This is a genomic window from Ectorhizobium quercum, from assembly GCF_026552795.1.
Lineage (GTDB): Bacteria > Pseudomonadota > Alphaproteobacteria > Rhizobiales > Rhizobiaceae > Ectorhizobium > Ectorhizobium quercum.
In genome coordinates this window covers 521,794-538,811 of record NZ_JANFPI010000002.1, presented here as the reverse complement: position 1 = coordinate 538,811, position 17,018 = coordinate 521,794, and the positions used below count along the sequence as shown (strand labels likewise).

The window sequence follows — 17,018 nt, the reverse complement described above, 5'->3', positions numbered from 1 at the left end:
CTGTCAACGCTATTGCGAATTATTTGCAATAAGGGTGGCGGAAAGGCGCGGCGTCGCGGCAGGCGGCCTCTGCAAACGCCGTCCGGTCGGCTTAAGCATTCCTCAATGGGTTTCGGACATTCTGGACTCTGTTTTGCGTAACGGGGAGTTGGCTATGCCGGAGTGCTCGGCATGAAGGGGCTTTTGAAGAAGATCCGTTTTTCGAAGAAGGCCGTCCTGATCACGACCGGCGTCCTGCTCCTGCTGGGCGCCAGCGGCGGGGCCGTTCTCTATATCTTCGCCGACAAGGTGACGGCCTACGAGGAAGCGCGGGCCGTTCACCCGAACGGTGTGGCCTGCCTCGACGTGCAGACCGAGGTCATTCACGAGGCCGGCCGTCTGTGGATTAGGAAATATATTTCCGTCGACGGCACCAATGGCCCGGATCGCGCCCGCACGGCCATGCGCGTGGCGCTGGCCATTCGGGACAACGAAAAGCCCGATCTGGTTCAGGTCGCGGTACTGGACACCAAGGGGCCGACCATGCGCGCAGAGCTTCGCGGCCGCGCCATCGGCGCGAATGTGATGCTGATCTCCAACCCGGCACGATTTCCGAGGGATGCGGACGCTTCGGCGTTTTCGGCGCGTTTCGTCGACGGAACCGCAGGACCTGACGGGCTGTTCTATGGCCAGCGGGTGGACATGCTGGAAGAGGACGTGAAGGCGCTTGCCGCCTCCATTACGACCCGTGACCTTTGCGGCAACCCGGCGGGCGGGCCGAAGGGCGATGTCCCGGCCGTAACGGCCCCCGTCACCGGGCATGGCGAAACATCGAGCCTCGATGCGCCCGCCAGCGGTCACGGCACCGCAGCCGTCAGCGAGCACGCCTTCGCCGGAAACGTGCCGATCCACTGATTGCCGGTGCTTCGAAAGAAGAGGGCGGGGGGCCGAGCCTCCGCCTCAGTATTTTTGCAAACCCTCTCCTTCGTAACCCTCGGGCTCGAGCCCCAAGGCTCCATGCCGTAGGCGCCGCGGTGGATGGTCGGGTCAAGCCCGACCATGACGAAAGAGAGCGATGCGTTCTTTGTCAGCAGTTTGAGGCGGTGGCAAGCCCTCGCCTTCTCGCCTCGGATGAGCCTCAGTCCGCCTTGTTTCGGCGGGCCGGGAAGAGGATGACGTCGCGGATCGACGGGGCGTTGGTCAGCAGCATGATCAGGCGGTCGATGCCGACGCCGAGGCCGCCGGCGGGCGGCATGCCCTGGTCGATGGCGTCGAGGAACTCGTCGTCGAGCTGCTTGTCCTTCTCGCCGCGGGCATGGGCCTGTTCGAGCTGTTCCACCATGCGGCGGCGCTGCTCCTCGGGGTCGTTGAGTTCGGAAAAGGCGTTGGCGATTTCCCAGGCGTTGCAATAGCTTTCGAAGCGTTCCACGAGGCGCGGCTCGCCCGGCACCTCCTTGGCGAAGGGCGAGATGTCCTTCGGGAAATGGGTGACGTGGCTCGGCTGGATCAGCGTGGCTTCCACCTTTTCCTCGAAGATGAAGGCCAGGCATTCGCCCCAGGTCCAGTCCTTTTCCACCGCGAAGCCGGCGGCCTTCGCAGCCGCGCGGGCTTCCTCGTCGGTCTTGATCGCGAGGAAGTCGATGCCGGTCGCTTCCTTCACCGCATCGGGCATCGGAACGCGCCTGAACGGTCCCTTGAAGGAGAGCGTCTTGTCGCCGAAGGTCACGTCCGTCGTGCCGTGGAGCGCAAGCGCTAGGCTTTCGAGCAGGCGTTCCACGAGGCCCATGATGTCCTCGTAGTCGGCATAGGCCCAATAGCACTCCATCATGGTGAATTCGGGGTTGTGCCGGGTGGAAACGCCTTCGTTGCGGAAGTTGCGGTTAATCTCGAACACCTTGTCGGTGAGGCCGGACACCAGCGTGCGCTTCAGGAACAGTTCCGGCGCGATGCGCAGGTACATATCCATCTTCAGAGTGTTGTGATAGGTCTTGAACGGATCTGCGGTGGCGCCGCCATAGACCGTCTGGAGCATCGGGGTTTCCACTTCGAGGAAGCCTTCGCCTTCCATGAAGCGGCGCACGCCGGAAACGATCTTCGAGCGCTGGAGGAAGCGGAGCTTCGATTCCTCGTTCGTCATGATGTCGAGGTGACGCTTGCGATAGCGGATTTCCACGTCGGAAACGCCATGCCATTTCTCCGGCATGGGCAGCAGCGTCTTCGTCAGCATGGTGATCTTTTCGGCGTTGATCGTCAGCTCGCCGCGCTTGGTGCGGCGCACCTTGCCGGTGACGCCGATGATGTCGCCGAGGTCGATCAGCGGCAGAAGCTCGCGGGCCTCTTCCGGCGTCGTGTCCTTGTGGCTGAAGATCTGGATCTTGCCGGAGGCGTCGCGCAGGTCGATGAACATGCCGGAATTGCGCGCGGAATAGACGCGGCCGGCCACCGTCACCTCGTCCTGCGTTTCGGTGTCGGGTGCGAGATCGGCATATTTTTCGGCCAGTTCCGCATTCGTCGCCGTGCGGTGGAAGTGGGCGGGATAGACGTCGCCGATCTTGTCGCGCAGGATCTTCAGCTTCTGGGCGCGGACTTCCGAGGCGTCGGACGACAGGGGGCTTTCAGTCTTTTCGGTCATCTTTGTCTTTCCCTATCCGGTTGTCAGTTCGCGCCGGCGAGCGTAGCGGCCGCGGCGGTGGCCACCTTCAGGCGCTGGCGCACCACGGAGCGGCCGAGCAGCGCCATCGAGTCGAACAGCGGCAGCGAGCGCGACGCGCCCGACACGGCGATGAAGAGCGGCGGCGTGACGACGCGCAGCTTCTTGCCGAGACGGTCGGAAATGGCGCGCAGTTCCGCCTCGATGGTCTCGACGTTCCATTCGAGGATCTTTTCAAGATCGGCGGAAACCGTCTGGAGGATTTCCAGCGTCTCTGCCGGCGAGGTTTTCAGGCCCGCGAAGCTTTCCGGTTTCACGCCCACGTCGCTCGCCAGCAGGAAGCCGGCGAGCTGCGGCAGCTCGCCGAGCTTGGAAATGCGGCTCTGGGCCAGTTTCAGGCCTTCCGTCAGGCGGTCGTTCTCGGAGGCCCAGCCGACGATGCGGGCCAGGAATTCCTCCGGGCTCAGCTTCTCGCGCAGCCAGCGGCCGTTCAGCCAGTCGAGCTTCTGGATGTCGAAGATCGCGCCGGCCTTGGAAAGATTGTCCGGGTCGAACTTTTCGGCAAGTTCGTCCATCGTCAGCATTTCCTCGCCCTCGGCGATCTGGATGAAGAACAGGCCGAGGAAGTTCATCAGCGCTTCCGGCAGGTAGCCGAGCGCCGAATAATAGGAGATCGAGGTCGGGTTCTTGCGTTTGGAAAGCTTCGACTTGTCGGCGTTGCGCATCAGCGACAGGTGCATGAACACCGGTTCCTGCCAGCCGAAGTAGCGGTAGAGCAGGATGTGCTTCGGCACGGAGGCCAGCCATTCCTCGCCGCGCGCGACGTGGGTGATCTGCATCAGATGGTCGTCGATGACGTTGGCCATGTGATAGGTCGGCATGCCGTCGGCCTTGATCAGGACCTGCATGTCGACGGATTCCCACGGGATCGACACATCGCCGTAGACGCCGTCATGGAAATCGCACGAGCCTTCCGTGGGGATCTTCATGCGCACGACGGAGGGTTCGCCGGCGGCGACGCGGGCTTCCACTTCCTCGGCCTTGAGGTTGAGGCAATGGCCGTCATAGCCCGGCGGCTTGCCGGCGGCGCGCTGCGCCTCGCGCATCTCATCCAGCCGCTCCGGCGTGCAGAAGCAGCGGAAGGCGTGGCCCTTGTCGAGCAGTTCCTGCGCATAGGGCCAGTACATGGCCTTGCGGTCGGACTGGCGGTACGGACCGTGCGGGCCGCCGACATCCGGACCTTCCGACCATTCCAGGCCGCACCATTTCAGCGCTTCCAGAACCTTCTGCTCGAATTCCGGCGTCGAGCGCGTGGCGTCGGTATCCTCGATGCGCAGGATGAAGGTGCCACCGTGCTTTTTGGCAAACAGGTAGTTGAACAGGGCGATATAGGCCGTGCCGACATGCGGCTCGCCGGTCGGGGAGGGGGCAATGCGGACGCGAACGCCGGAAGTGCTCATTCGAATTCTCGATCCATGATCCATATCCCGATGTCTCACCCGTGCGGGCGACGGGCATTCGGGGCGATTTCGGGTGGAAAAGGCCGGGCACGAGAAGGCGTGGCCCGCCGCGGAAACGGCCTTCCATTCGGGCAAGGCTTAGGCCACATTCGCCCCCGGACGTCAAGAAGAACCGTGCATTTCATCCGCTGCCGGCCGACGCAAGAAGGCCCCCGCGCGAGGCGGGGGCCTTGTCATCCGGTGCTTGAACCGAAAGGGCTGGCGGTCTCAGTGCCCGGCAGCCCTGTCCTTCTGGCGCTTGCGCCGCGCCAGCATGTTGAGCGCCTCGACCAGTGCCGAGAAGGTCATGGCGGCGTAGATGTAGCCCTTGGGGACGTGGAAGCCCATGCCTTCGGCGATCAGAGTCATGCCGATCATCAAGAGGAAGGCCAGCGCCAGCATGACGATGGTGGGGTTCTTCTCGATGAAGTTGGCAAGCGGGGTCGCCGCCAGAAGCATGACGGTGACGGCCACGACGACCGCGACGACCATGATCGGCAGATGCGGCGTCATGCCGACGGCGGTGATGATGCTGTCCACGGAAAAGACGAGGTCGAGCAGCAGGATCTGGCCGATGGCGGCGGCAAAGCTCTGCACGACCGGGCCGCCCACCATGTCTTCCTTGTGGTCGACGGGATCGACGTTGTGATGGATTTCCCGCGTGGCTTTCCAGACGAGGAAGAGGCCGCCGGCAATCAGGATCATGTCCTTCCACGAGAAGGGGTGATCGAAGAGGGTGAACACCGGTGTCGTGAGCTGGACGATCCAGGCGACCGTGCCGAGCAGCGCAAGGCGCATGACCAGCGCCAGGCCGATGCCGATCCGGCGGGCCTTCTCGCGCTGGTGCGCGGGCAGCTTGTTGGTGAGAATGGAGATGAAGATGAGGTTGTCGATACCGAGGACGACTTCCATGACGATGAGCGTCACGAGGGCAATCCAGGCAGACGGATCGGAAAGCAGAGGCACAATGTCCTGCATGGGGGGAGGAAAACCTTCCTGTGTGTTTCTTACCCCGGCTCATGTATATCGCTACGGCACCGCCGCAAGGCGGTAACGAAAATGTTATCGTAATTGAACGGCGGTCAGGCCGGCCCGGTGCCGTAGCGGGCCATGAAGGTCTTCACGGCCTCGCCGGTGGTGTAGGCGATCTCTTCCGGAGTGGGCGGCTCGGGCATTTCGCCGAACAGGCGGAACTTGAGGAAGGTGCCGGTGGCGAGGTCGATGAACTGGCGGGCGGCGAGGTCAGTGTCCTCGGCCACCAGCCGGCCGTTCTTCACCTCGCGGTCGATCATTTCCTTCAGGACGGTGCGGATGGTGGCCGGGGCGGAGCGGAAGAAGCCGCGCGTCAGGCCCGGCATGCGGCCGGCGACGGCGATCACGTTTCGCATCGCGCAGATCGTGCCCTTGCCGCACATATGGGCGGTCAGCGCCCTGCCGTAATGATCGAGCGCTTCCTCGACATGGTCGTATCGCGCGACGGCCTTGCGCATTTCGGTGGCGAAGCGATCCCGTTCGCGGGCGATCAGCGCGCCGAAAAGCTGTTCCTTGTTCTCGAAGTAGACGTAGATCGTGCCCTTGGAGACGCCTGCCTCGCGCACGATGTCGTTCATGCTGGCGGCGTCGAAGCCCTGCGCCATGAAGACCGTGCGCGCGCCGTCGAGAATCTTCTCGCGCTTGACGGGGTCCTCGCCGGCGGCAAAGCGGCTGCCATGCGCGGGGCAGGGGTTCGCGCCCCCGCTGTGCCTCTGGTCTTCGCCGCCCATCGTCTCTTTCGCTCCTGTCGATCATCCAAATCGAACCGTTCAGTTCGATTGGTACTTGATATGCGTCAGGAAACGGTCTATGTCAACGACAATCGAACCGAACGGTTCAGTTCAATCAAATTCTATTCGTTTCACGGTGTGATGACATGACGGATGTCGCTGAAAGGGTGGCGCCCGACGCCAACGATACGGTTGTCGGCAAGCAAACTGCGGATGTGGCGAAACCAGCGGCCCCGCCAGCGGCCCCCGCTTCTGCCCCTGCCAGGGCACGGAAGCGGCCGAATCCCGCTCTGGTGCTGGTTGTGCTCGCTCTCGCCGGCGCGGGCGGATGGTACGCCTATGACTGGTGGAAGGACGGCCGCTTTCTCGTCTCCACCGACGATGCCTATGTGGCGGGCGATATCGCGGTCATCGCGCCGAAGGTCTCCGGTTACGTGGCGAAGGTCGATGCGACCGAGAACCAGTTCGTCAAGGCCGGCGATCCGCTGGTGACGCTGGACGACGGCGACTATCGCCTTGCGGTTCGAGAGGCCGAGGCGGCGATTGCCACCGAAAAACTTGCGCTGGAGCGCATCGACGCCCAGATCGTCGGCGCGAAGGCGTCGCTGGCGCAGGCCAGTGCCCAGAAACTCGCGCTCGACGCTGCGGTGCGCGGCGCACTGATCAACCGCGACCGTGCCGAGTCGCTCCAGGCGAAGGATGTCGGCACGACGGCCTCGCGCGACAATGCGCGGATCGCCTTCGATCAGGCGAAGGCCAATCTCGCGGCCGGCGAGGCGGCGGTGTCTGCCGCCGACGCCAATATCCGTCTGCTGGAAACACAGCGCAAGGAAGCCGAAAGCACGCTGGTGACGCTCAACATCAGCCTCGAAAAGGCGAACCGCGATCTGGAATTCACCGTGCTGCGCGCGCCCTATGACGGGATTGCCGGCAATTTCGCGGTGCAGACCGGCGATTATGTGGCGGCAGGCAAGCGCCTCGCCGCGCTGGTGCCGACCGACGCGCTTTATATCGACGCCAATTTCAAGGAAACGCAGCTCGAGAGGATCGCGCCCGGCGCCAAGGTGCGCATCCATGTCGATGCGGCCGGGGACAGGGAATTCGAAGGCACGGTCGAATCGATCGCGCCGGCCTCCGGCTCGGTCTTCTCCATGCTGCCGGCGGAAAACGCCACGGGCAATTTCACCAAGATCGTCCAGCGCGTTCCCGTGCGGATCGCCCTGCCCAAGGAGGCGCTCGGCGAGGGATGGCTGCGCGCCGGCCTGTCCACGGTCGTCGATGTCGACATACGCACGGCGCCGTCGAAGGTCGCGGCTGCGAACTGAGGACCCTGCGTCATGAGCGCCAGCACCGCCGCGCCGCCGCTCGCCTCGCAGGCGAAGCCGGCTTCCGCCGGAGACCGCATGGAACCCCGCCGCGTCATCGCCTTCCTGGCGATGGTCTTCGGCATGTTCATGGCGATCCTCGACATCCAGATCGTTTCCGCGTCGCTTTCGGAGATCCAGGCCGGCCTGTCGGCCAGTTCGGACGAAATTCCGTGGGTGCAGACCGCCTACCTGATCGCGGAGGTCATCATGATCCCGCTTTCGGGCGTGCTGGCGCGCATTCTGTCTACGCGCGTGCTGTTCGCGATGTCGGCGGCGGGCTTCACCCTGGCCTCGGCGCTGGCCGCCACCGCGACCAACATCGAGCAGATGATCGTCTACCGCGCGCTTCAGGGCTTCATCGGCGGCGGCATGATCCCCTCGGTGTTCGCGGCGGCCTTCACCATCTTTCCACCGTCGAAGCGCAATATCGTCTCTCCGATGATCGGCCTCGTCGCCACGCTTGCGCCGACCATCGGGCCGACCATCGGCGGTTATCTCAGCCACGCCTTTTCCTGGCACTGGCTGTTCCTCGTCAACGTCATCCCGGGAATCATCGTCACGGCGCTGACCTGGACGCTGATCGATTTCGACCGGCCCGAGCCGGGACTTTTGAAGAAATTCGACTGGTCGGGGCTGGCCTCGATGGCGGTCTTCCTCGGAACGCTGGAATACGTTCTGGAGGAAGGCAACAACAAGGACTGGTTCCAGGACGAGCATATCGTCATCGGCACGGTGGTCATGGTCATCGGCGCGGTCGTGTTCTTCTGGCGGGCGTTCCGGGTCGAACTGCCGGTCGTCGACCTGCGCGCCTTCGCCAACCGGAATTTCGCCATCGGCTCGCTGTTTTCCTTCGTCATGGGCATCGGGCTCTACGGGCTCACCTATCTCTATCCGCTCTATCTGGCGCGCATCCGCGGCTATGATTCGCTGATGATCGGCGAGACGATGTTCGTCTCCGGCCTGTCGATGTTCGTCATGGCGCCGATTGCCGGGCGGATGGCCAGCGCGCTCGATCCGCGCGTCATGATGCTGATCGGGTTCGCCGGCTTCGGCGCCGGCACATGGATGGTGACGGGACTGACCGCCGACTGGGATTTCTACGAATTGCTGTGGCCGCAGATCCTGCGCGGCACCTGCCTGATGATGCTGATGGTGCCGATCAACAACATCGCGCTCGGCACCCTGCCGCCAGAGCGCATGAAGAACGCCTCGGGACTCTACAACCTGACGCGCAACCTCGGCGGCGCGGTGGGGCTTGCCGTCGTCAACACGCTGTTGACGATCCGCACAGACGAGCATCACCTGCGCCTGGCGGAAAAGCTCGACTGGAGCAATCCGGCGGCGCTCGACTGGCTCGCCAGCGTCGGGGCGAACTACGACGCCCACGGTCTCGACGGCGCCTCCGTCGCGCTCGGGAAACTCGCCGGCGTGGTGAGCCAGCAAGCGACGGTCATGGCGTTCAGCGATGTCTTCCTGCTGCTTACCGCGCTGTTCATCGGATTGTCGCTGATGACGGTCATGGTGAAGCGTCCTGCCGGACAAAAGGTGGGCGGCGACGCCCACTGACCCTGTGAAAACGCCTGAGGCGGGGTGATTTTGGGCTTGGCTTCCCGATCTGAAACGTTGTAGCGCTTTCCAAAACGCTTTGAGAGACGATTCATGATTGAGCCGCACAAGCTTGCCGACCGTTTTCCGGACGATTTCATGTTCGGTGTCGCCACCGCCGCCTTCCAGATCGAGGGGGCCTCGCGGACCGATGGCCGCAAGCCGTCGATCTGGGATGCCTTCGCCAACATGCCGGGCCGCGTTTTCGAAGGCCACAACGGCGATGTCGCGTGCGACCACTACAACCGCCTCGAGGACGACCTCGACCTGATCCGCGACCTCGGCGTTTCGGCCTACCGGTTCTCCATCGCCTGGCCCCGCATCTTTCCCGACGGAACCGGCCCGCTCAACGAAAAGGGGCTCGATTTCTACGACCGGCTGGTGGACGGCTGCAAGGCGCGGGGCATCAGGACCTTCGCGACGCTCTATCACTGGGATCTGCCGCTGCTGCTCGCCGGCGACGGCGGCTGGACGGCGCGGTCGACGGCCTATGCGTTCCAGCGCTATGCCCGTACGGTGATGTCGCGTCTCGGTGACCGTCTGGACGCGGTCGCGACGTTCAACGAGCCGTGGTGCTCTGTCTGGCTCAGCCATCTCCACGGCCTTCATGCGCCGGGCGAGCGCAACATGGATGCGGCGCTGCATGCGCTGCACACCACCAACTTCGCCCACGGGCTCGGCCTGGAGGCGATCCGTTCGGAAGCGCCGAACGTGCCGGCGGGCATCGTGCTCAACGCCCACCGGGTGGTGCCGGCAACGGGCAGCGCCGAAGACAGGGCCGCCGCCGAGCGGGCCTTTGCCTTCAACAATGGCGTGTTCTTCGAGCCCTATCTGAAGGGGGCCTATCCCGAAAGCTTCATGCAGGCCTTCGGCAGCCGCATGCCGAAGATCGAGGCGGACGACATGGCCGTGATCAGCCGGCCAATGGACTGGTGGGGGCTGAACTATTACACGCCGATGCGCGTGCGCCACGATCCGGCGCCGGACGCCGTGTTCCCGGCGGTGAAGGAGGCGCCCTTCGTGTCCGACGTGGTCACGGATATCGGCTGGGAGGTTTATCCCGCGGCGCTGACCGAGCTGATCGGCGAACTCTACAGCCGCTACGACCTGCCGGAACTTTACATCACCGAGAACGGCGCCTGCTACAACACGGGCGTCGAGAACGGCGAGGTCGATGACCAGCCGCGCCTCGATTATTACGCGCAACACCTCGATGCGGCAGCGGACGCGATTGCCGCCGGTCATCCGCTGCGGGGCTATTTCGCGTGGAGCCTGATGGACAATTTCGAATGGTCGGAGGGCTACAGGATGCGCTTCGGCCTTGTCCATGTCGATTACGACACGCAGGTGCGGACGATCAAGAAGAGCGGCAGATGGTACGGCGCGCTTGCCGGCGCGTTTCCGCGCACCGGCCGCCAGCCGGGATAACCGGGCCGTTTCAGGATTGAAATTCCCGGAAATGTCGTGATATTGGAAAATTATATCTCGGAAACGCAGGTCGTTTCCGGGATAAAGCGATAACACTTTAAATTGTCTACGGCCTCTCCAGGCCCTATGTGACGGGTTGAAGATATGACCGGTTGTGTTCTTTCGATGCGAATGTGCCGCCTTGCACATTGATTGAACCGCCACCCGTTTTGCGGGCGGACAGACGCCCATTTCCTTTCAGAGTATTCCCGATGATCGAACAGTCCCGCGTAACGCCCGTGGCGGCAAAGGGGGCGATATGAACGTGTCGCCATCCGTGTCGCACGCCAATCCTTCCACTGAAACCACGGCCACGCGCCCGATGGTGCGTTTTGAGGCCGCCGGCAAGATCTTCGCCGGCTCCGGCGCACGGCCCGCCTTCACCGCCCTTGAGGATATCGACTACACCGTGCCGCGCGGCGCGATCGCCGGCATCATCGGACGCTCCGGTGCCGGCAAGTCCACGCTGATCCGTCTGGTGAACGGGCTGGAAACGCCGACGAGCGGTAAGGTGTTCGTCGATGGCGTCGACGTCGCCGCGCTCGATGCCGCCGGTCTCAGGGCGCTGCGCCGCGAGGTCGGGATGATCTTCCAGCACTTCAACCTGCTTTCCTCGCGCACTGCCTTCGAAAACGTCGCGCTGCCGCTGGAGATTGCGGGGATCAGTTCCGCCGCCATCCGCGGCAAGGTGCTGCCGCTGCTCGATCTCGTCGGGCTTTCCGACAAGGCAGAGCGCTATCCGGCGGAGCTTTCCGGCGGGCAGAAGCAGCGCGTCGGCATTGCCCGCGCGCTGGCGACGGACCCGAAGCTGCTTCTGTCGGACGAGGCGACCTCCGCCCTCGACCCGGAAACCACGCAGTCGATCCTCGAACTCTTGAGGCGTATCAATGCCGACCTCGGCCTGACCGTCCTGCTCATCACCCACGAAATGGAAGTGGTGAAGACCGTCGCGAGCGATGTTGCCGTCATCGACGGCGGCCGCATCGTGGAGCGGGGCCGGACCTTCGACGTCTTCACGCGCCCTCAGCACGAGACGACGCGCAGTCTTCTCGCCGCCGCCTCGATGGGCGCGAAGCTGCCGGACTGGATCAGTTCGGATCTCAAGCCGTCGCCGGCGGCGGGCGACAGGGCCCTCGTGCGCCTGATCTTCTTCGGCAAGACCGCCTTCCAGCCCCTGACGGCGCGGCTGGTCGCCGAGATCGGGCCGGACGTGAACATTCTGGCCGGCGCGATCGACGAGATCGCCGGCGAGCCCTTCGGCTCGCTGGTCGTCTCCTATCCCGCCGATGCGGAGACGCTCGAACGGGCGGCGCGCTTCTATGCGCGAACCGGTCTGGCCACGGAGGTGCTCGGCTATGGCGTTTGACATGCTTCTCGGCCTTCTCGGAAAGGCGCTCTGGCAGACGCTGCACATGGTGCTGGTCTCCGGCATCATCGGCTCGCTGATCGGCCTTCCCATCGGCATCTTTCTCGCGACCAGCGGCAAGGGCGAGCTTTTCGAGGCGCCGCTCACGAACCGCATCGTCGGCCTGATCGTCAACGCGACGCGCTCGACGCCCTTCATCATTCTCGTGGTGGCGATCATTCCGTTCACGCGGATGGTGGCCGGTACGTCCATCGGCACGTCCGCGGCGATCGTGCCGCTGACCATCGCGACGATCCCGTTCTTCGCCCGGCTGGTCGAGGGGTCTATCCGCGAGGTGGACAAGGGGCTGATCGAGGCCGCCCGGGCGATGGGGGCGACGCCGTTCCAGATCGTTCGCAAGGTTCTGCTGGCCGAAGCCCGGCCCGGGCTGACGCTCGGCCTGACGCTGACCATCGTCAGCCTGATCGGCTATTCGGCGATGGTCGGCGCGGTGGGCGGCGGCGGTCTCGGCGACCTCGGCATCCGCTACGGCTACCAGCGCTTCATGCCGGAGGTGATGCTGGCCGTTGTGGTGGTGCTGATCTTTCTGGTGCAGGCCGTTCAGACGGCAGGCGACCGGCTGGCCCGGCATTTCGACAAGCGCAGCCGCAAGAACTGAATGCCGTCCGGGGAAGGGGCCGTCGAGAGACAGGCCGCCCCGAGCCAACAAGAGAATACCTGCCGGCGGATGGTCTTCCGGCAGCGGTTTTCAAAGATCGACCATGATCGGATATGAGGAAACGTCCATGAAGAAAATCCTGTTTGCAGCAGCGCTTTCCCTGCTGGCCGGCGCGTCCGGCGCCTTCGCCGAAACGCTGAAGATCGGCGTGACGCCGGGCCCGCACGCCCAGATCATCGAGAAGGTCAAGGAAGTGGCCAAGACCAAGGGCCTCGATCTCGACGTGCTCGAATTCTCCGATTACGTGGTGCCGAACCAGGCGCTGAACGACGGCGAACTGGACGTGAACTCCTTCCAGCACCAGCCCTATCTCGACAACCAGGTCGCTGACCGCGGCTTCAAGCTGGAAAGCGTCGCCCAGACCGTCAACTTCCCGATGGGCGTCTATTCGAAGACGGCCAAGTCGGTCGACGAATTGCAGGAAGGCGCGAAGATCGCCATCCCGAACGACCCGACCAATGGCGGCCGCGCCCTGCTGATCGTCGCGGACAAGGGCCTGATCAAGCTGCGCGAAGGCGCTGGTCTGCGCGTCACGGTCGCGGATATCGTCGAGAACCCGAAGAAGTTCGAATTCGTCGAACTCGACGCGGCCCAGCTTCCGCGCTCCCTCGACGACGTGACGGCTGCCGTCATCAACACCAACTACGCGCTGGAAGCCGGCCTCGACCCGTCCAAGGACCCGCTGTTTGTCGAAGGCGAGAAGGCGCCGTACATCAACGTCATCGCCGTGCGTTCGGAAGACAAGGACAAGCCGTGGGTGAAGACGCTGGTCGAGTCCTATCATAGCCCGGAAGTGAAGGCCTATATTCTCGACCAGTTCAAGGGCGCCGTCGTTCCGGCCTGGTAAGATCCGGACACGCGCCGAACGGCGTGTTTGCGCATTGATCAACCCTCTCTTTCGTCACCCTCGGGGCTTGAGCCCCGAGGCTCCACGCCGCAGGCGACGTGGTGGATGGTCGGGTCAAGCCCGACCATGACGAAAGAGAGCGATGCGCCGATTGTCAGCAGTCCGAACCCGCCGAAAGGCGGGTTTTTTCATGGGAAAATCCGCTTCTTCACTCTCCGGGATGAAGCGTCTTGTCGTCGTGGCGTTCCTCGAGGCGAACGGCGATGTAGCCGAGCGCGACGACGACCAGCGGTGTGACGACGAATGCGAGCGTCCAAGTGCTCATGGCATCAGCCCTTTCAGAACACGTCTTGCCATCAAATGTAATGCAATCGCCGAAAAAAGCCAGACTGCGATGCCGACGGTGAGGCGGACACCCGAAATTGCGCTGCCGAAATTGCCGATATTGTAGAGGAAGCCGGCAACGGGTGTCGCGATCCCGACCGTGAAGCAGGCTGTCGAGGCCCGGTCGAGCGCATTGGCGAGAAGCTTCTTCTGCTCGTTGCGGACCTCCGACATCGGAAACGCCTCAACTGCCGATGTGGCGGGTGCCGCGCTGCTTTGCCAGTTCGATCTGCTTCTGGCGCTGGCGGTAGCGTTCCAGGTCGGCGGCGGAATGGGTGCCTTGGCAATGCGGGCAGGATACGCCTTCCTCGAAAAGCGGCGAGCGGCGGTCTTCCTCCGTCAGCGGATAGCGGCAGGCGTGGCAGAGCGTGTGCTCGCCTTCCTTCAGGCCGTGGGTGATCGACACGCGCTCGTCGAAGACGAAGCAGGCGCCTTCCCACAGGCTTTCCTCTTCCGGCATTTCCTCCAGATATTTCAGGATGCCGCCCTTGAGATGGTAGACCTCGTCGAAGCCTTCCTGCTTCATGAAGGCGGTGGCCTTCTCGCAGCGGATGCCGCCGGTGCAGTACATGGCGATCTTCGGCTTGTTGTGCAGGCCGGGATTGTTGCGCACCCAGTCCGGAAATTCGCGGAAGGTCTTGATGTTCGGATCGACCGCGCCCCTGAAGAGGCCGATGGCGGTTTCGTAATCGTTGCGGGTGTCGATCAGGATCGTGTCCGGGTCGGAGATCAGTTCGTTCCACGCGCGCGGATCGAGATAGGTGCCGACGACCTTGTTGGGGTCGATGTCCTCGACGCCCATCGTGACGATTTCCTTCTTCAGCCGCACCTTCATGCGCAGGAAGGGCATTTTCGAGGCGTGGCTTTCCTTGTGTTCCAGGCCTGCGAATTCCGGCTGTGCGCGCAGGAAGGCGAGGACCCGGCGGATGCCGGCATCCGGTCCGGCGATGGTGCCGTTGATGCCCTCCCGGGCGAGCAGCAGCGTACCCTTCACGCCGTTTTCGTCGCAGAGCGCCTGGAGCGGCTCGCGCAGCGCCGCATGGCCCGGAAAGGCGGCGAAGTGGTAGAGCGCGGCGACGAGGAAGGCGCCGTGCGTTTCGGGGCGGGGAAGGGCTGTGCTATCGGTCATGGCCGGGAAATACCGCTTTGCGGGGCTTTCCGCAATCGGAATCCCTTGCCGGCGCACGGTTTGCGCGCCGCCGGACTGTCAGTTGCCGAGCCCGTTCCAGAGGATTTCGATCGGTTCGGCGTCCTCTTTCGGATCGGCGGCGAAAACCTTCGCGGCCTGCTGGAGCGCCGACAGGCGCAAGGCTTCCCGCCGGCGGGCGAGAACCCGCTGCTGGATGACCTGTTCGATGGCCTCGCCGAAATGCTGCGGCTCCTTTTCCATCAACAGCACGATGCCGGCCAGATCGTTTTCACGCCCGAGCGTGTCGATGAGGTCGCGCAGCCTGTCCTGCCGCGCCGTCAGGGCTTGCGGCCAGAGCGGCTTCAGCAGGGTATGATAGGCGTTGGCGGTCTGGGTCGCCTTGCGCAGTTCGTGAAAGGCCTCCGCCGGCGAATCGACGGTCAGCGGCGAAAGGGCCCGTCGGCCCTTCTGCATGGCGCGCTGCCAGTTGCGGGCGATCAGGCGGGCCGTCTTCTTCCGGCTGTCGGGGAGGGAAAGGACGGCGGTGCCCTCGATGGCCCCGGCGAGGGCCTCGATGGCAGCGGCGATGTCCGCTTCCGTGTCCTGTCCGGTCAGGCTGTCGCGGCGTGCCTCGAGCGCAGCCGCGGTGCGGGTCAAAAGCGCCGTTTCGTCGGCGCTGCGGGCCTGTGCCACCAGCCAGCGGGCGGTTTCGGCCAGTGCGGCGGCCTCGCGTCCGCGTGCCAGACGGCGGGCGATGTCGCGCAGGCGGGCATTCTCGCGGGAGAGATCGGCCTTGTTGCGATGGGCGACGAGCCGGTAGAGCGCCCGCATCCGCTTCAGCGTCTTGCGGGTTTCATGCACGGCGTGGTGCGGTCCCTCGGGCTGGCCGCTCAGAAGGGCGACGGCGTTCTCGAAGGCTTCTCGCGCCCCGGACCGCAGCCGTGCGCCCGAAAGGGTGGCCGGGTCAAGACGAAGGGCCATGTCGGAGTTCCCCGGAAAGATCGGCAGTGGAAAGGTTGGCATTGGAATAGCGCCGATCGCCGGTGACTTCCAGCCCCGCCCATGCGGGAAGCGGCGGATGGTCGTCGACGCTTTCCAGTTCGACCTCGGCCACGGTCAGACCCTCATAGACGCCGTGATAGGCATCGATTTCCCAGAGATAGCCCTGAAAATGGACGCGGTGGCGGGTTTTCTCGATGACGATTCCCGTGGCGAGGGCGACCATCTCGCGGGCGTCCGCCAGGGGAACCGGGTATTCGAACTCCGCCCGCACCAGGGCCGAGGCGCCGACCTTGACGCAAAGCCTGGCGCTTTCTCCGTTCTCTATCCTGATGCGCACAGACCGGTCGTCGCCGCGCATCAGATAGGCCTGCGTCAGCGACGACCGGGATATGACGGCGTTCCGCCAGCTCGCGTCGGTCACGAGGAATTTTCGCTCTATTTCAGTCGGCATCGCTTCCCGTCCATATGGCCGCAGGTCCGCTTATAGGTTACGCTTTTGTCTCGACAATGACAGCCAGTCGGCCTATTCATGCGCTAATTCAATCGTTTTAAACCGAGGCGAGATTTCATGAGCGACACGACCGGAACCCTGCTTTCCATTCTCAAGAGCCAGCCGGTGATGCCGGTGCTGATCATCGAGCGGGTCGAGGATGCGGTGCCGCTCGCCCGGGCGCTGGCGGCAGGCGGACTGAAGGCCATCGAGGTGACGCTGCGCACGGCGGTCGCGCTCGATGCGATCCGCGCCATTTCCGAGCAGTCGCCGGATACGCTCGTCGGTGCCGGCACGATCCTTTCGCCCGACGATTATCAGGCGGCGGTCGAGGCCGGCGCCAGGTTCATCGTCAGCCCCGGCGCGACGCCGGCCCTGTTCGCCGCCGCCCGGACCAGCGGCGTGCCCTATCTGCCGGGCACCTCGACGGCCAGCGAAATCATGGCCGCGCGCGAAGCGGGTCTCGGCATCGTCAAGTTCTTCCCCGCCGAGCAGTCGGGGGGCGCTGCCTTCCTCAAGGCCATCTCCTCGCCGATCGCCGACATGAAGTTCTGCCCGACCGGCGGCATTTCGCTCAGGAATGCCGGGGATTACCTGTCGCTTCCCAACGTTGTGTGCGTGGGCGGCTCCTGGGTCGCGCCGAAGGATCTCGTCGCTGCCGGCGACTGGGACGCGATCACCAAGCTGGCGAGCGAGGCCGCCGCGCTCAGATAATCGCGGCGTCAGCCTTTTTTCGGCCGGCGGTCCTTCCT

At 64.2% G+C, this 17,018-nt stretch carries 16 protein-coding genes; 8 read left to right on the top strand and 8 right to left on the bottom strand.

The features are described from left to right. Positions 1 to 171 precede the first annotated feature (171 nt). Positions 172 to 894, top strand: coding sequence for a hypothetical protein (locus NOF55_RS07215; protein ID WP_306410663.1), 723 nt, complete (start codon positions 172 to 174; stop codon positions 892 to 894). Between the two features lie 223 nt (positions 895 to 1,117). On the opposite strand, the gene lysS is transcribed toward NOF55_RS07215, so the two are convergent. The 4 genes from lysS to NOF55_RS07195 all read right to left on the bottom strand — a co-directional run bounded on the left by lysS (position 1,118) and on the right by NOF55_RS07195 (position 5,891). Next, entirely contained in the window at positions 1,118 to 2,611 is a 1,494-nt protein-coding gene (lysS, locus tag NOF55_RS07210; protein ID WP_306410662.1) for a lysine--tRNA ligase, read from the bottom strand. A gap of 23 nt (positions 2,612 to 2,634) precedes the next feature. Next, entirely contained in the window at positions 2,635 to 4,089 is a 1,455-nt protein-coding gene (gltX, locus tag NOF55_RS07205) for a glutamate--tRNA ligase (RefSeq protein WP_306410661.1), read from the bottom strand. Between the two features lie 267 nt (positions 4,090 to 4,356). Next, a complete protein-coding gene (locus NOF55_RS07200) occupies positions 4,357 to 5,106 on the bottom strand; it encodes a TerC family protein (protein WP_306410660.1) in 750 nt (249 codons plus the stop codon). Between the two features lie 104 nt (positions 5,107 to 5,210). Continuing rightward, complete coding sequence (locus tag NOF55_RS07195; RefSeq protein ID WP_306410659.1) at positions 5,211 to 5,891, bottom strand: TetR/AcrR family transcriptional regulator; 681 nt, start codon at positions 5,889 to 5,891, stop codon at positions 5,211 to 5,213. A 146-nt stretch (positions 5,892 to 6,037) separates the two neighbouring features. Between NOF55_RS07195 and NOF55_RS07190 the strand changes: the two genes are divergently transcribed. From NOF55_RS07190 to NOF55_RS07165, 6 genes are all read left to right on the top strand, one after another. Beyond that, positions 6,038 to 7,216, top strand: a complete 1,179-nt coding sequence (locus NOF55_RS07190; RefSeq protein WP_306410658.1) for an HlyD family secretion protein — start codon at positions 6,038 to 6,040, stop codon at positions 7,214 to 7,216. Positions 7,217 to 7,228: 12 nt separating this feature from the next. Next, complete coding sequence (locus tag NOF55_RS07185) at positions 7,229 to 8,824, top strand: DHA2 family efflux MFS transporter permease subunit (RefSeq protein WP_370868939.1); 1,596 nt, start codon at positions 7,229 to 7,231, stop codon at positions 8,822 to 8,824. 93 nt (positions 8,825 to 8,917) lie between these two features. Further along, positions 8,918 to 10,291 carry a GH1 family beta-glucosidase gene (locus NOF55_RS07180; RefSeq protein WP_306410657.1) on the top strand — a complete coding sequence of 458 codons (1,374 nt, stop codon included), beginning with the start codon at positions 8,918 to 8,920 and terminating at the stop codon, positions 10,289 to 10,291. A 361-nt stretch (positions 10,292 to 10,652) separates the two neighbouring features. Continuing rightward, positions 10,653 to 11,696 (top strand): methionine ABC transporter ATP-binding protein, encoded by a 1,044-nt coding sequence (locus NOF55_RS07175; RefSeq protein WP_306410951.1) that lies wholly within the window; start codon positions 10,653 to 10,655, stop codon positions 11,694 to 11,696. Then, positions 11,686 to 12,354, top strand: coding sequence for a methionine ABC transporter permease (locus NOF55_RS07170; RefSeq protein WP_306410656.1), 669 nt, complete (start codon positions 11,686 to 11,688; stop codon positions 12,352 to 12,354). Before NOF55_RS07175 ends, NOF55_RS07170 begins: the two co-directional genes overlap by 11 nt. 127 nt (positions 12,355 to 12,481) lie before the next feature. After that, positions 12,482 to 13,261 carry a MetQ/NlpA family ABC transporter substrate-binding protein gene (locus NOF55_RS07165; protein ID WP_306410655.1) on the top strand — a complete coding sequence of 260 codons (780 nt, stop codon included), beginning with the start codon at positions 12,482 to 12,484 and terminating at the stop codon, positions 13,259 to 13,261. 321 nt (positions 13,262 to 13,582) lie between these two features. Here NOF55_RS07165 and NOF55_RS07160 read toward each other — a convergent pair whose 3' ends face one another. The 4 genes from NOF55_RS07160 to NOF55_RS07145 all read right to left on the bottom strand — a co-directional run bounded on the left by NOF55_RS07160 (position 13,583) and on the right by NOF55_RS07145 (position 16,227). Then, complete coding sequence (locus NOF55_RS07160) at positions 13,583 to 13,819, bottom strand: hypothetical protein (protein WP_306410654.1); 237 nt, start codon at positions 13,817 to 13,819, stop codon at positions 13,583 to 13,585. 10 nt (positions 13,820 to 13,829) lie between these two features. Continuing rightward, complete coding sequence (gene trhO, locus NOF55_RS07155; protein ID WP_306410653.1) at positions 13,830 to 14,774, bottom strand: oxygen-dependent tRNA uridine(34) hydroxylase TrhO; 945 nt, start codon at positions 14,772 to 14,774, stop codon at positions 13,830 to 13,832. 78 nt (positions 14,775 to 14,852) lie between these two features. After that, positions 14,853 to 15,755: a CHAD domain-containing protein gene (locus NOF55_RS07150; protein WP_306410652.1), complete on the bottom strand. Its 903-nt coding sequence runs from the start codon at positions 15,753 to 15,755 to the stop codon at positions 14,853 to 14,855. Further along, a complete protein-coding gene (locus NOF55_RS07145; protein WP_306410651.1) occupies positions 15,739 to 16,227 on the bottom strand; it encodes a CYTH domain-containing protein in 489 nt (162 codons plus the stop codon). Before NOF55_RS07145 ends, NOF55_RS07150 begins: the two co-directional genes overlap by 17 nt. Before the next feature lie 117 nt (positions 16,228 to 16,344). Here NOF55_RS07145 and NOF55_RS07140 point away from each other — a divergent pair, with 117 nt between their 5' ends. Beyond that, complete coding sequence (locus NOF55_RS07140) at positions 16,345 to 16,980, top strand: 2-dehydro-3-deoxy-phosphogluconate aldolase (protein ID WP_306410650.1); 636 nt, start codon at positions 16,345 to 16,347, stop codon at positions 16,978 to 16,980. The last annotated feature ends 38 nt before the right edge of the window (positions 16,981 to 17,018 follow it).

What these genes read in the sequence shown, in the direction of transcription:
- NOF55_RS07215 (WP_306410663.1), top strand. Translation starts at nt 172, where the DNA reads ATGAAGGGGCTTTTGAAGAAGATCCGTTTTTCGAAGAAGGCCGTCCTG.
- lysS (WP_306410662.1), bottom strand. Translation starts at nt 2,611, where the DNA reads ATGACCGAAAAGACTGAAAGCCCCCTGTCGTCCGACGCCTCGGAAGTC.
- gltX (WP_306410661.1), bottom strand. Translation starts at nt 4,089, where the DNA reads ATGAGCACTTCCGGCGTTCGCGTCCGCATTGCCCCCTCCCCGACCGGC.
- NOF55_RS07200 (WP_306410660.1), bottom strand. Translation starts at nt 5,106, where the DNA reads ATGCAGGACATTGTGCCTCTGCTTTCCGATCCGTCTGCCTGGATTGCC.
- NOF55_RS07195 (WP_306410659.1), bottom strand. Translation starts at nt 5,891, where the DNA reads ATGGGCGGCGAAGACCAGAGGCACAGCGGGGGCGCGAACCCCTGCCCC.
- NOF55_RS07190 (WP_306410658.1), top strand. Translation starts at nt 6,038, where the DNA reads ATGACGGATGTCGCTGAAAGGGTGGCGCCCGACGCCAACGATACGGTT.
- NOF55_RS07185 (WP_370868939.1), top strand. Translation starts at nt 7,229, where the DNA reads ATGAGCGCCAGCACCGCCGCGCCGCCGCTCGCCTCGCAGGCGAAGCCG.
- NOF55_RS07180 (WP_306410657.1), top strand. Translation starts at nt 8,918, where the DNA reads ATGATTGAGCCGCACAAGCTTGCCGACCGTTTTCCGGACGATTTCATG.
- NOF55_RS07175 (WP_306410951.1), top strand. Translation starts at nt 10,653, where the DNA reads ATGGTGCGTTTTGAGGCCGCCGGCAAGATCTTCGCCGGCTCCGGCGCA.
- NOF55_RS07170 (WP_306410656.1), top strand. Translation starts at nt 11,686, where the DNA reads ATGGCGTTTGACATGCTTCTCGGCCTTCTCGGAAAGGCGCTCTGGCAG.
- NOF55_RS07165 (WP_306410655.1), top strand. Translation starts at nt 12,482, where the DNA reads ATGAAGAAAATCCTGTTTGCAGCAGCGCTTTCCCTGCTGGCCGGCGCG.
- NOF55_RS07160 (WP_306410654.1), bottom strand. Translation starts at nt 13,819, where the DNA reads ATGTCGGAGGTCCGCAACGAGCAGAAGAAGCTTCTCGCCAATGCGCTC.
- trhO (WP_306410653.1), bottom strand. Translation starts at nt 14,774, where the DNA reads ATGACCGATAGCACAGCCCTTCCCCGCCCCGAAACGCACGGCGCCTTC.
- NOF55_RS07150 (WP_306410652.1), bottom strand. Translation starts at nt 15,755, where the DNA reads ATGGCCCTTCGTCTTGACCCGGCCACCCTTTCGGGCGCACGGCTGCGG.
- NOF55_RS07145 (WP_306410651.1), bottom strand. Translation starts at nt 16,227, where the DNA reads ATGCCGACTGAAATAGAGCGAAAATTCCTCGTGACCGACGCGAGCTGG.
- NOF55_RS07140 (WP_306410650.1), top strand. Translation starts at nt 16,345, where the DNA reads ATGAGCGACACGACCGGAACCCTGCTTTCCATTCTCAAGAGCCAGCCG.